Genomic DNA, 13,441 nt, shown 5'->3' on the forward strand with positions numbered 1-13,441 from the left:
GGTGACGATTCCGAGGCACCGTCAGTACCCTTTTGTATGATGATCCGATCTTGTCGTGAGTAATTTCGGCGGGGCGAGAGACGGACACACGGGGGTGTGCTGGGCGTGATCAAGCCGGAGGAGATTCCTCAGTTCACCGGCAATCTGTTCCAACTGGAGCTGGACCATGCCGCGTTGAAGAAGGACGCGGGCAACGTCCGGTCCACGGGCAGTGATGTGCACTCCCAGTTCCAGGGGTTGTCGGCGTTCTATCACGCGCCGGAGGCGGAGCAGCTGTTCGCGACGACGAAGCCGGTGAAGGACCGTGCGGACGATTTCGCGACGGATCTGGAGACGGTGTCGACGGCGCTGTCCTCGTACGCGACGGAGATCCGTCCGCTGGTGTCGAAGCTGCTGGAGCTGAAGACGAAGGCGTCGACGTTCGTGGCGTCGGTCAAGGACGACGACGAGTGGGAGTACGACGAGGACAAGGTCGACGAGCACAACCAGCTGCGGGACGACATCACCGCGACGGTGGCGGCGTTCTGGGCGGCGGAGCGGACCTGTCACAACAAGATCACCGCGATCTGGGGCGGGACCCAGATGGTCGCGGGCGACGGCTCGGAGCGCAGCGACCAGTACGGCTTCAACGCCGAGGACCTCAAGAACGCGAAGCTTCCCTGGGGTGACCCGGTGGAGGAGCGGCACCACTGGTACGAGGTCGGCCACTGGGTGAAGTCGTTCGTGTGGGACGGCCTGATCGTGGACGGGGTCTGGGGCACGATCAAGGGTCTGGGCACGCTGGTGGGCTTCGGCGGCTGGGACGCGATGGGCCAGGCGTGGAAGGGCCTGGCGCAGCTGGCGACGGGTCTGGTGATCACGTCGATGCCGGGGATCGGTACGGCGTTCTGGCTGCTGCCCGACGACAAGCTTCCCTCCTGGCTGCGTGATTCGCGCACGGCGATGAAGGAGACGGGCAAGGCGCTGGTGGCGTGGGACGAGTGGGGCAAGAACCCCGGCCGCGCGGCGGGTGCGGTGACCTTCAACGTCCTGACGACGGTCTTCACCGGTGGTGCGGGTGGTGCGGCGGCCGGTGCGGGCAAGGCGGGCGCGGTCGCCAAGGTCCTGTCGGTGGCGGGCAAGGCGGGCAAGGTCATCGACCCGATGACGTACATCGCCAAGGGTGCCGGCGCAGGATTGTCGAAGATCGGTGACATCACGAAGGCGCTGAAGGGCGTGGGGAACATCGACATCCCCAAGCTCCCGGAGACGGTGATCGAACTCCCGGAGGGCTCGGTCAAGCTGCCCGACGGCACGGTGCACCTGCCGGAGGGTGCGGCGATCCCGGAGGGCGCGACGAAACTCCCCGACGGCACTGTCAAGCTGCCCGACAACACCCCGGCGATCCCGGAGGGCTCGGTCAAGCTGCCCACGGACGAGGGCGCACCGGCGCGTTACTACGACCCGCAGGGCAACCTCCTCGACGAGAACGGAACCGTCCTCAAGCAGGCCGAGGACGGCCCCGGCGACATCGTCGACCAGCCCGGCACCCGTCCCCCCGGCTCCGGCTCGGACGTCCCCCGGGTGGACTCCCCGGTGAGGGAGCCGGCGCTGGCCGGCGCGGGCGCCCACACCGCCGGCAACGCGGGACAGCACATCAACCTGGGCAACAGCCTCGACGACGGCCTCGGCGACGTCGGCCGCGCGGGCGACGACGCGACCACTACACCGGTCGTCCACGCGGGCGGCGACCTTCCCACGATCCACGCCGGCGACCACCTGCCGGGCACCCAGCTGGGCGACAACCTCCCCGGCGGCACCGCGGACCACCTCCCCGGCGGCCACGCCGGCGACAACCTGCCGACGAACAGCGTGGACACCCACGCCCCGGCCGGCACCGGGGACAACGCGGTGCCGGGCACGTCGACGGGCGATCACGTGCCGGGCGGCCACGCCACCGACACCGGCACCCCGGGGCACACCGGCCACGACCTCCCGGGCAGCGGCGGCCACGACCTCCCCGGCCACGGCCCGGAAACCCCTCCCGGCAGCGGCCTGGACGACCTGGGCGACCTCGGCGACGACGCGGCCTCCGGCGCGGACGACGCGGCCCGGGGCGCGGACGACGCGGCCTCCGGCGCCGACGACGCGGCACGGCACCGCGAGGAGTACGAGGCGGCCCGCGACAAGCCGGCCGACGAGAGGACGCCGGCGGAGCGGGCGGCCATCACCCGCGAGCACGTCCGGCTGGCCAACGAGGACCCGGCCTGGCGCGCGGAGCACTATGACAAGTGGGGACCCGGCAAGCGCAACAGCGCCGATGAACTGGTGGACGGGCAACTGCTCCCGAAGCTTGTCGAGAAGCCGGGCGGCGGCTGGATGGCCGCCGACGACCTGCCGTACGCGAGCCCGGAGAGGTTCGACCTCAACCCGCTCGAGAGAGGCCGGGACACGGTCCCACCGGAGAACCTGGCGCACCTCGACGACGTATCCGCCAAGCGTGTGGCGGGCATGGAGCTGACCGCTGCCCAGAAGGCCTTCGACGATCTCCAGACCGACGAGGCGGCGAAGGCCCTCGCAGATGCACGGGAACACTTCGACAACACGGTCGGTGAAGGCGTCTCCAACAACAGCAAGCTCGGCGAGGCCCTCGGAGAGGAGGCCGCACGTCGGCATATGCTCCAGCAGCCGGAGTTCGCGGGCGCCAAGGAGATCACCGACCTTCCCGAGACGCCCAACGGGTCCAAGAGGTTCGACCAGCTCTGGCGTGACAAGGACGGCAATCTCGTCATTGTGGAGGCCAAGGGGCCGAACGCGCGGCTGGAGTGGCGTCAGGGCAACGGTGCACGGGACAGCGGCACGATGGTGAAGCAGGGAACCGTCGAGTACGTCCGGACGATCCTGGCAGACATGAAGGAGCGCGCCGCCTTCTCGCCGAACGACGCCAAGTACGCCCAGGAGATCGGGAAAGCCCTCAAGAACAAGACCCTCAAGTACGTCCTCGTCCAGGCCACCGAGAACGCTGGTAAGTATGCTGGGGCCGAGCTCAAGCATTTCAAGCTCTTCTAAGGAGTGACGCGTTGGTCGCGAACATCACCCGCCCTCCCCTGCCCACGGGGAACGCGGAAGAAGGCCTCGCCGTGCTCCAGGAGAACGCAGAGGAACTGATCGAAGGGCTGGAGGCGGACTCCACTGATCTGGGCGACGCCCAGAGCACCACCCTCATTCTGGCCCAGTCGCGCTGCCTCCTCGACCCGCGCGGGTCGATCTACCCGACGTGGGACGCCTGGGTGACCGCGATGCAGGTCGGCTCCGCCGTGTTCGCCGCCGCGACCACGGCCGAGGACCATGTGCAGTGCCGTATCGCGCACAAGGACCGCACCCTGCAGGCCACCGGCCCGCAGTGGTACGTGACCCCGGCTTCCTGGCTCTCGGCCTTCTACCTGGCGGTGGTGTGCCGGGAACGGGACCGGATCACCGCCCTGTGCGACGTCCCCCTGGACCTGCTGAGGGAGAACGGCGAGCGCTTCGACTCCTACCACTACGCCTGGATCGACACCCTCCAGACCTACTGGCGCGGCGGCCCCGACCTCGGCCCGAAACTGGTCGCCGCGGTCGACGGCACCGACCCCGCGGCCGCGACCGACCCCGAGACCGCGGGCAAGTTGTTCTACCCGCCGATGGAGATGTTCCACCGCTTCGTCCGCAAGGACAACGCGGGCTTCAACCGGGCACTCACCAACGCCCTCCAGTGGCACAAGGAGTACTGGACCGAGGAGAGCCGCTCTCTCCAGGCCTCCGGTCTCGTCGCCCTCGCCCCGCTCGCCATGGCGTGCTTCGCCCACGACGCGGGCGTCCCCATCGAGGTCGAATCCGAGTACCTGCCCGCAACCCTCCTGGGACGCAACTGGTTGGGCGAGTTCCCCACCTGAGGCCCGGTCGGGCGAAGCCGCGATGGGATGGTGAAGGCACTCGGGCGTCAGGCCCGCTAGAACAGGCTCAGCAGCGCCTCCGCCGGATCCGTGAGGCCTGTTTCGCCGTCCGGTAGGGGGAGTTCGAACCAGACCGTCTTGCCGCGCGGGGTCCGGCGGGAGCCCCAGGCGGCGCTCAGGAGGCCGACCAGTTGCAGGCCCCGGCCGCCCTCGTCCGTGTCGCGGGCGCGGCGGCGGCGGGGCTGGACCAGGCCGGCGTCCCAGACCTCGCAGACCAGGGTGCGGTCGAGCAGCAGACGGAGCCTGATCTCGCCCTCGCCGTACCGCAGTGCGTTCGTCACCAGCTCGCTGACCAGCAGTTCCGCGGTGTCGACGAGGGCTTCGAGGTCCCAGGACTGGAGCTGGCCGCGCGCGTACTCCCGGGCCCGGCCCACGCTGCGCGGCTCGCGCGGCAGCGTCCAGTCGCCGACGGACTCGGCGGGCAGGCCCTGTACACGTGCCATCAGCAACGCGAGGTCGTCCTCGCCGTGGTGCGTGTCGAGGGTGTTGAGGACATGGTCGCAGACGTCCTCCAGGGGGCTGGAGGGGTCCGTCAGCGCCCCGACGAAGGCCTGCAGACCCTCGTCCAGGGGATGGTCGCGGGACTCGACCAGGCCGTCCGTGTAGAGGGCGAGCAGCGCGCCCTCGGGGAGGTCGACCTCCACCTCCTCGAAGGGCTCCCCGCCGACGCCGAGCGGCATGCCGGGCGGCACGTCCAGCATCAGTGCCGGCTCACCGGGTTCGACCAGGACGGGAGGCAGATGGCCGGCGTTGGCGAAGGTGCAGCGGCGCGTCACCGAGTCGTAGACGGCGTACACGCAGGTCGCGAGATAGACCTCGGACAGGTCGGCCTCGCGGGGGCGGCGGGCGGCGCGGGTGGCCTGCTGGACGCCGCCGGGGGTGCCGAGTCCGCGCGCGATCTCGTCCAGCGCGGAGAGGACTTCGGCCGGTTCGAGGTCGAGGAGGGCCAGGGTGCGGACCGCCGTGCGGAGTTCGCCCATCGCCACCGCGGCGCGCAGCCCTCGTCCCATCACGTCCCCGACCACCAACGCGGTGCGGTGGCCGGGCAGTTCGATGACGTCGAACCAGTCGCCGCCGACCTCGCTGGGGCGGCCCGTGGAGGCGTTGCCGGGCAGGTAGCGGCAGGCGATGTCCAGGCCGGAGGCGACCGGGTCGCCGGGCGGCAGCAGTGACCGTTGCAGTATCAACGCCCGCTCGTGCTCCCGCCGGTAGAGCCGCGCGTTGTCGATGCAGACGGCGGCGCGCGCCGCCAGTTCCACGGCGAGGTCCCGGTCCCGGTCCCCGAACGGCTCGCTGCCCTTGGTCCGCGAGAACTGCGCGAGGCCTACGACGGTGTCGTGGGCGACCATCGGGATGGCGAGCGTGGACTGCACGAGGCCGCCCTCCTCGCCGGGGATGGCCTGCGGCCGCGCGGTGCGCAGGACGTCCGCACAGGGCGAGTTGAACGCGAAGTGGTGGACTGCTCCGACGGGGACGGGCGCGCCGTCGACCGCGTAGGGGGTGTCGGAGACGGCGGACGAGAAGGCGACCCGGCGCAGTTCGGCGCTGCCGTCGGCGAGTCCGGGCGGGGTCTCGTCGCCGGCCAGGAGGCCCTGGTAGAGGTCGACGGTGGCCAGGTCGCAGAAGCCGGGCACCACGACGTCGAGGAGTTCGCGCGCGGTGGTCTCCAGGTCGAGGGAGTTCCCTATGCGGGCGCCCGCCTCGTTCAGAAGGGCGAGATTGCGCCGTGCGGCGGCGGCCTCGCGGGCGGCGGCGCGGCGGGCGGTGATGTCGGTGCCGAGCCAGGCGACGCCGATGGGGCGGCCGGTCCCGCTGTGCACACGGTAGAGGTTGATCGACCAGTGACGGCGTTCGTCGGAGCCCGGCACGAAGCCGGTGACGTGCATGTCCGTGATGGAGTCGCCGGTCTCCAGGACCCGGCGCAGGGTGGCGCTGACCCGGTCGGCCTCGGGCCGGGGCAGATAGTCGTGGACGCCCTTGCCGCGGTGGTCGTCGGGGGTGCCGCCGAAGATGGAGGAGAACCGCTGGTTGGCGCGGCGGATCCGCAGGTCGGGGTCGATCAGCAGGAAGCCGAACGGGGATTGGCCGAAAATTGCCTGCGAGGCGGCGAGGTCGGTCTCGATGCTGCGCAGGGTGCGGACGTCGACGACGATGCACACGGCGGCCTTCTCGCCGTCGAGGCTGCGCGTCGGCATGACGTACACCTCGGCGAGGCCCCTCTCGCCGCGCCCGCCGCCGGGCACCGGGTCCGGCGTCCGGAAGGGGACCACGCCGGTCCACTCCCGCCCGTCGAGGATCTCGGCCATCTTGCGCTGGCCGCGCTCGCGCAGGTCCGGGTCGATGAACGCCGCGATGGGATCCATGCCGACCGCCCGGTCTGCGGGGATGCCGAAGATCTGTTCGGCGCGCAGGCTCCACTGGTCGACGAGCCCGTCGGGACCGATCGAGAAGGAGGCGACCTTGATGTAGTCGTAGATGGATCCGGGCGGGCTGCTCTGCCATATGGCGTCCCCGGGAGTCGCCTCGCCCTCCGCGAGACCGTCGTGCACGGGATCCGAGGCATCGGCAGTGTGCGACGCGAGTGCACCTGTGGCCCTGGCCCTCGCGCCGTCCGACGGGTCCTCGGACTCCGTGGCCTTCGCTGGTATCTCGCTCACGCGAACCGTCCCCTCCAGCTCACCGCGCCCGGCACCGGTCACCGGCGGCGGCTGCCCGCAGTATCCAGCACTACGGCGCCGCATGACACGGTGTTCACGATCACAGCACGGTCCAGGCGTTTTTTGGACCGTTCCGCGACAACACTTCCAGTCTTCTAACCAGCGGGCACGGGGTCGAACCACCTCAACCGAGACCGGTCGGCGACCGGAACCGGACGGGTGACACGGCGACGCCCGCTGTACACGGATCAACCCGGCACGGCGAGTTCGAACCAGACCGTCTTCCCGCCCTCCCCGGGCCGGGTGCCCCAGCGACGGGAGGAGGAGGCCACGAGCTGCAGCCCGCGGCCGCTCTCGTCCTCGAGCCGGGCGGCCCGCTCACGGGGCGGCACCGGCAGCGGGTCGGAGACCTCGACCAGGAGGACGTCCTCCAGGCCGGCCGGACGTACCAGCCGGACACCGATGGGGCCGGTGGCGTGCCGCAGCGCGTTGGTCACCAGCTCGCTGACCAGCAGGGCGGCGATGTCTCCCAGGCTGTCGAGGTCCCAGTTGCTCAGCTGGCTCCGGACGACACGGCGGGCGGTGCGCACCGCGCCGGGATCTGCCGGGAACGTCCACTCGGCGCGGTCGCCTTCGGTGTCGATCACACCGATCACTTCCCAGGACAGCGAGTCCACCCATGTCCGGTTTCGTGGGGTTAATGGGCCCATACCCGATATCCGGTGGGCAGTACCGCGCCCCCGGGCCCGGGCGGCCGCACCGCGGCGCCGCGGTGCGCAGAGGCTTCCGGCTCCGTGCGGTACGGCGGCAGGGGCCTTCCGCATCCGTGCGGTACGGCCGCAGTGCCTTCCGGCTCCATGCGGTACAGCCGCAGTGCCTTCCCGCTCCGTGCGCTACGGCCGCAGGCGCCTTCCCGCTCCGTGCGCTACGCCCCGGGCCGTGTCAGCGCGCTCCTGTGCCGAGCCGGGCGAGCGTTTCACGTACGGCGGGGACGTCCTGGTCGAGCCAGTTCACGTCCCAGATCTCACCGGGGGCGAGCCAGCGCAGCTCGTCGTGGTCCTCCAGGGGTGAGGGGGCGGCGGAACCGGGGCGCAGCCGGGCGGTCCACACCTGCAGGACGTACGGCGCCCTCAGGGGCCACTCCCCCGGGACGCGCTCAACGGCCTCGGCCGCGACGCCGAGTTCCTCGCGCAGTTCACGGACGAGGGCCGCCTCGGGGCGCTCGCCGGGTTCGACCTTGCCACCGGGCAGCTCCCAGCGGCCGGCCAGGTCGGGGGGTGCGCTGCGGCGCGCGGCGAGCAGGCGGCCGCCGTCGAGGAGGGCGGCTCCGACCACCACGAATCCGTTCGGTCATGCGGCGGAGCCTACGGGACGCCGGCGCACGTCAGTTCCGGGTGCCGTCTCCGCTCTGGGGCCGGCCCTGGCCGATGCGCTCGACCCAGTAGAGCTGCTTGTGGCCACGGCTGTCGAGGCTGTCCGCGATCTTCTGGGCCTCGGCGCGGGTGGCGTACCGGCCCACGCGGTAGCGATTGCCGTTGTCGTCCTGCCGTATGACGAGCCAGGGCAAAGAGATGGTGCCCTCGTTCATCGCACCCCTCCGCCTGCCCGTCGCGGCCCGCCCCGCGCCCCGCTCTCCAAGGAAACCGCAATCCGCATATGCCCGAGCGTACGCCTAACCTTTACACAGCGAATACGGCTTTGCACAAAGAGGTACGCAACCAGCCAGCACGCAGGGGGCGCACGGGGCCGAACGCGCCGTGCGCGCGCTCTGACGCGTCCGGTCGGCGGGGTGTCGGGCATATATGGGGCGACCTGCGAGAACGGCCGGAAACGGCCGGTTTTTGACGGCGGCGGAACGGGCTCCCGGCGGGCGTTTTCCGGGGGCAACTGCCGGAGGGGTGTGCGCCGCCCGCCGCGATGCGCTACCGGAAGAACCGCCGCAGGGCCGCGAGGCCGGCAACCATTCGGCGGGCAGGGCGCCGGGCGGGCATGGTGCGGCTATCTGACGGGCAGGTGGTACGCCACCCGGTAGCGGTCGGCCGGGATGACCACGTCGGCCGTCTCGACGGGGCGGCCCGAGGCGTAGTACGTGCGCTGGACGACCAGGACGACATGCCCGGGGACGCCGCCCAGGGCGAGGAGTTCCTCGGCGAGGCCCGGGCGGGCGCCGACCTCCTCCGCCACGTTGTCCACGATGACGTCGATGGCCCGCATGCGCTCGACGACGCCCATGCCGCCGAGCGGGCCCTCCTCCGGCAGCATCACGGGCGTACGGCCGGTGACGGCGAGGGGCTCCCAGGAGGTGGAGAGCATCATCGCCTCGCCTGCCTCCCGGAAGACGTACTTGGTGCACATCACGCGGTCGCCGGCCTTGATCCCCAGCCGTTCGGCGACGGCGCCGCTCGCCTCGGTCTGCTCACTGCTGGACTCCCAGGTCCCGCGTGCGTGCGCCTCGGCCTGCTCCTGCCGGAACGGTGTGGCCCCGCTCGCGGGCCGGTAACCGGAGCGGGCGATGCGGCGCGGCACCGGCCGCTCCCGCACATACGTGCCCGAACCGGAGCGGCCCTCGACCAGCCCCTCGGCCATCAGCACCTTGCGGGCCTCCAGGGCGACGGTGTCGGAGACCCCGTACTCCTCGCGGATTCTGGCCTGGGAGGGGAGACGGGTGTGCGGGGGCAGGGAGCCGTCGACGATCTTCTTGCGGAGATCACCCGCGACACGCAGGTACGCCGGCTGCTCACCGAATGTCACTGGCCGCTCCCATCAGGTTGTACAGACAGCAACAGCGTGGCAACCGTGGGTTCGACCATGCAAGCGAAGGCCAGAGAATCACTCGATGTGATGACATGTGGCCCGGCAGGGCTTTACGCAGGGACTTTCTCCCCGCTATGGGAGTGATCACACATCTTCGCTCCCGCTGCCGCTGTCACTCCCGGTGTCGTAGTCGTCCTCGTCGTACGAGGGCGGGGTGGTGGCCAGATCCAGCGCCTCACGGGCGGCGACGGTGGTGTCGCCGTCGACGTACTCGTAGCCGCTGTCGTAGTGCAGGTAGAACGTGTCGACGTCGCCCGCGGTCGCCGCCTTCGCCCAGTCCGCGCGGGCGGCCTCCATGTCCTTCGCCAGCGCCACGACGGACTTCTCCGCGTCACCGGACCAGGGGTGGCCGCGCAGCGCCTCGGCCTGCTCGCCGAGCACGTCCCGGACGTCCGCCGCCCAGTCCTTGTTGGCGTCCAGGTCCTCCTCGGCGTAGTCCTCCGGCTCCTCGTAGAGGACCTCGTCGACGGCGTCCATCGCCTCGAGGAAGGCCACCTGGTCGGCGTCGAGCGTCGACGCGTCGGCGCGCAGCGAACCGGTCAGGGTGCCGGACTCGTCGGTGTGCGCGAAGACGCAGGTGATCATCCGGTCGCCCCACGCCCAGCTGTCGGCGGTGGGCGTGAGGTAGAAGACCTCGACCTCGTCGGTCAGCGCCCAGGGGTCCATGGCGTACCCGTCCTGCAGCGTCCAGCACTCGTCCTCGGCCCTGTCGGTGACGTAGCCGTCGCCGGGGTAGTCCTCGCCGGACAGCGGGACGGTGCCGAACACCTCGCCCTCGTGCGCGCCGGAGCAGGGCACCTTGTCGACGTCGTAGACGTCCTGGTCGAAGCCCGCGCCCGGCACGTCGAAGCAGTCGCCCTTGACGAGCGAGTAACTGCTGCCCCTCGCACCCTCCTTGACGCCCTCCCAGATGTCGGAGGCGGCGTTCGTGGACAGCGACACCACCCACAGGGCGAGCCCCAGGGACGACACGACCGCCCCCGCGATGGCCAGCCCCTTTCCGCGCTCACCCCGCTTCTTGATCTGCACCAGCGCGATGATCCCGAGGACCAGACCCACGGCCGGCAGGAAGCACAGCAGGCCCAGGACGAGGGCGGCGATGGCCACGCCGTTGACGGGCGCGGGCCGGGCGAAGGGGGTGTAGCCCTGGCCCCAGACCTGGTAGGGCGCGGCGCCGTAGGGGGCCTGGGGGTACGGCCCCTGGGGCTGGGGTTGCGGGTACGACGGGGGCGGATACGCGCCCTGCGGCTGCGGAGGCTGGTACGGGTCCTGGGGCTGCTGGGGCCCTGGGGGCGGGGGTATGGACACGAGTACCGTGCTCCTGGTTCAGACGGGTCAGGCAGGGGTGCGGGCGGTGTGGCAGCGAGGTCCGACGGTGGCGCGGAACAGGCGTGCGACTGTTCGGCTGCGCGCATCGTAAGCGGGCAGCACGCGGACGCGGAACGGCGATCACCAATACGACGATTCGGGCGGTGAACGCGCTTGCCGCACGGCGGCCGACGGGAGCCCCGAGAGCCGCGCACGCGGGCCTCCGGACGGCGGTTTTCCGCCACCGCTCGCCTCCGAGGGGGACTACGGCCTGACGACGGAGGACACACCGCCGCCGGTGATCTCCTGATCCACACCGCCGCCGGTGGTCTCCTGATCCACCCCGGCCCCGGCGGCCCCGGCCGCCTCGTCCGCCGCCCCCGGCCGCTCCCCCACCGTCAGCCTGCGCTGCTCCTCCTCCACGATGCGGCGGGCCAGGCCGGTGTCGGAGACGTCGACCGCGTCCGGGGTCGCCTCGGCGGTGTCGCTGCGCCGGGCGTAGGCGTCGAACAGGCGGTTCTTGTTCGCCAGGATCCGCAGCAGGCGGTCGTCCACGCTGTCGGTGGCCAGGAGGCGGTGCACCTGGACCGGACGGACCTGGCCCATGCGGTGCGCGCGGGCCACGGCCTGGTGCTCCAGCGTCGGCTTGACCTGCGGCTCGCACAGGACGACCACGGAGGCGGCCTGAAGGTTGAGCCCGACACCGCCGGCCTCGATCTGGCAGAGCAGCACCGCGTGCCCGTCGGCGGCGGTGAAGTCGTCGACGAGACGCTGGCGGCGCGCGGCGGGCACGGACCCCGATATCGAGCCGGACACACCGTCCCCGAGCGCCTGCCGGACGGTCTCCAGGACACTCCGGAAGTACGAGAACACGACCACCTTCAGGCCGTTGGCCGCCGCCTCCCCGACCATCTCGCGCAGCCGCTGGAGCTTCGCGGACTTCTCCGGGTCGGCGTAGGCGGCCCGGCGCATCGCCATGAAGTTCCCCTCGGCGACGGCCGCCCGGTAGGCCTCCTGGTCGGCGGCGCTGAACTCCTCCCATTCGTCGACCTGGATCAGCGCGGGAAGCTCGGCGAGGACGTCCTCCTGGTTGCGGCGCAGATAGGCGGGCGCGACCGCCTTGCGGAAGACGTGCGGTCCGGCGGCCGCGTCGCTGTCGCGTATCTCCGGGAGCAGTTCGGGACGGAGATGACGGACGAGGGTGCGGAACTCCTCGACGCGGTTCTCCATCGGCGTACCGGTGAGGAACAGGACGCGGTCGCACGCCCCGGCCCACGCGGCGACCGAGCGGGCGCGGCGGGTGGCGGGGTTCTTGACGTAGTGCGCCTCGTCGACGACCAGCAGGCCCGGGGCCGTGGCCGCCTCCGGTGCCGGCAGGGTGTGCAGCACGTCGAACGTCGTGACGGCGACGCCGCCGCGCTCACGCCACTCCGCGTGGGCGTCCCGCCGGTCCGGACCGTGGACCGGAATCGCCCTGAGGGCGCTGCGGGCGCGGATCTCCCGCGTCCAGTTGATGAGGACGCCGGCCGGGCAGACCACCAGGAAGTGAGCCTGTCCCTCCGCCGCGAGATGGGCGAGCACCGCGATGGCCTGGACGGTCTTGCCCAGGCCCATCTCGTCACCGATCACCACCCGGCGCTGGGCGAGCGCGAACCGCGCGCCGAAGGCCTGGTAGCCGCGCAGGGAGACCCGGCGGTGGGTGTCGTCCAGCGGCTGCGCGCGCACCCGCTCGGCGACCTCCAACGGTACGAACCCCTCGGCCGCCGCCACGTCCGCGGGGAGCGCGCAGATCTCCGCGAGCAGGCTGTAGTACTCGGCGGAACGCACCTCGAAGTCGACCCACGGCTCCAGCTCGGACGCCGGTTCACGGAGCAGGTCCGCGGTGGCCTGCGCCAGCCGCAGCGCCACGTCGGTCCCCGCCGCCTCGGCCGTCAGCTCCCGCAGCTCCCGTGCGGCCGCCCGGGCCGCCTCCCGGCGGTGCCTGCCCGCCACCGCCAGCCTGAGGCGGCTCGTCGCCGGGCGCAGAGCGGGCAGCAGCTCGGCGAGCCGGGTCTCGTGGCGCTCGGCGGCGGCGACGGCCCGGGGCAGATCGGGGCCGGCCTCGACGAGCCGGTGCAGCGCCGTGACCAGGGCGGTGGTGCGGGGCTCGGGGGCGTCGACGTCGATCCGTACGGAGACGGTCTCCTCGAGCGCCCGGGCGAGCTGCCGGGCGGCGGCGAGGGCCTGGTCGGCGGTCTGCCGGCCGACGCCGGGTATCTGCTGGAGCGTGTGCCGGCTCGCCTCGTGCACGGCGCCCACCGAGTCGAATCCGGCGGCCTCCAGCGCCGCGAGCCTCAGCCGGCCCTCGGTGACGTCCTTCAGCCGGGCCGGCGGGAGGGAGCGGAGCTCCTCGGCGACGAGGGCGTCGCGCAGCGGCGCGTGGGCGGCACGCACCGCCTCCAGGGCGCGGGTGTGGTCGGCGCGCAGGGTGCGGGCGGTGTCGTACAGCCGCGCCCCGGCCTCGTACAGCTCGCGCGCCCGGCGGCCGACGACGGGGGCGGGATCGTACGGCGGTGGGACACGGCTGCCGCCGATGCCTTCCGCGTCCTCGGTGCGCCCCATGGTCCCCTCCCCCGGTGTGCCGGCGCGCGTCCCACCCGCCGCGCTCCATGCTCCCACCCGGCACCGACAACGGCCGGGCTGGCACGATGT

At 71.9% G+C, this 13,441-nt stretch carries 9 protein-coding genes; 2 read left to right on the forward strand and 7 right to left on the reverse strand.

All coding sequences use genetic code 11. The features are described from left to right. Positions 1–105 precede the first annotated feature (105 nt). Together ACFY30_RS01625 and ACFY30_RS01630 are read left to right on the forward strand one after the other, a co-directional pair. Complete coding sequence (locus tag ACFY30_RS01625; protein WP_390843183.1) at positions 106–3,048, forward strand: hypothetical protein; 2,943 nt, start codon at positions 106–108, stop codon at positions 3,046–3,048. Positions 3,049–3,059: 11 nt separating this feature from the next. Further along, positions 3,060–3,911 carry an immunity 49 family protein gene (locus ACFY30_RS01630; RefSeq protein ID WP_390658481.1) on the forward strand — a complete coding sequence of 284 codons (852 nt, stop codon included), beginning with the start codon at positions 3,060–3,062 and terminating at the stop codon, positions 3,909–3,911. Positions 3,912–3,967: 56 nt separating this feature from the next. Here ACFY30_RS01630 and ACFY30_RS01635 read toward each other — a convergent pair whose 3' ends face one another. The 7 genes from ACFY30_RS01635 to ACFY30_RS01665 form a co-directional block, all read right to left on the reverse strand. Continuing rightward, complete coding sequence (locus tag ACFY30_RS01635; protein WP_390843184.1) at positions 3,968–6,628, reverse strand: SpoIIE family protein phosphatase; 2,661 nt, start codon at positions 6,626–6,628, stop codon at positions 3,968–3,970. A 248-nt stretch (positions 6,629–6,876) separates the two neighbouring features. Further along, entirely contained in the window at positions 6,877–7,305 is a 429-nt protein-coding gene (locus ACFY30_RS01640; RefSeq protein WP_390843185.1) for an ATP-binding protein, read from the reverse strand. A 265-nt stretch (positions 7,306–7,570) separates the two neighbouring features. Then, entirely contained in the window at positions 7,571–7,966 is a 396-nt protein-coding gene (locus ACFY30_RS01645; RefSeq protein ID WP_390843186.1) for a (deoxy)nucleoside triphosphate pyrophosphohydrolase, read from the reverse strand. Between the two features lie 46 nt (positions 7,967–8,012). Continuing rightward, on the reverse strand, positions 8,013–8,216 hold the full coding sequence (locus ACFY30_RS01650) for an SPOR domain-containing protein (RefSeq protein WP_390658475.1): 204 nt from the start codon (positions 8,214–8,216) through the stop codon (positions 8,013–8,015). Between the two features lie 410 nt (positions 8,217–8,626). Next, on the reverse strand, positions 8,627–9,379 hold the full coding sequence (locus ACFY30_RS01655; protein WP_390843187.1) for a GntR family transcriptional regulator: 753 nt from the start codon (positions 9,377–9,379) through the stop codon (positions 8,627–8,629). 147 nt (positions 9,380–9,526) lie between these two features. After that, positions 9,527–10,750, reverse strand: coding sequence for a DUF4190 domain-containing protein (locus ACFY30_RS01660; RefSeq protein WP_390843188.1), 1,224 nt, complete (start codon positions 10,748–10,750; stop codon positions 9,527–9,529). Between the two features lie 264 nt (positions 10,751–11,014). Then, positions 11,015–13,351, reverse strand: coding sequence for a DEAD/DEAH box helicase (locus ACFY30_RS01665; RefSeq protein ID WP_390843189.1), 2,337 nt, complete (start codon positions 13,349–13,351; stop codon positions 11,015–11,017). Positions 13,352–13,441: the final 90 nt, after the last annotated feature.

The sequence above is a fragment of the Streptomyces sp. NPDC000345 genome, from assembly GCF_042898825.1.
Taxonomy (GTDB): domain Bacteria; phylum Actinomycetota; class Actinomycetes; order Streptomycetales; family Streptomycetaceae; genus Streptomyces.

What these genes read in the sequence shown, in the direction of transcription:
- ACFY30_RS01650 (WP_390658475.1), bottom strand. Translation starts at nt 8,216, where the DNA reads ATGAACGAGGGCACCATCTCTTTGCCCTGGCTCGTCATACGGCAGGAC.
- ACFY30_RS01665 (WP_390843189.1), bottom strand. Translation starts at nt 13,351, where the DNA reads ATGGGGCGCACCGAGGACGCGGAAGGCATCGGCGGCAGCCGTGTCCCA.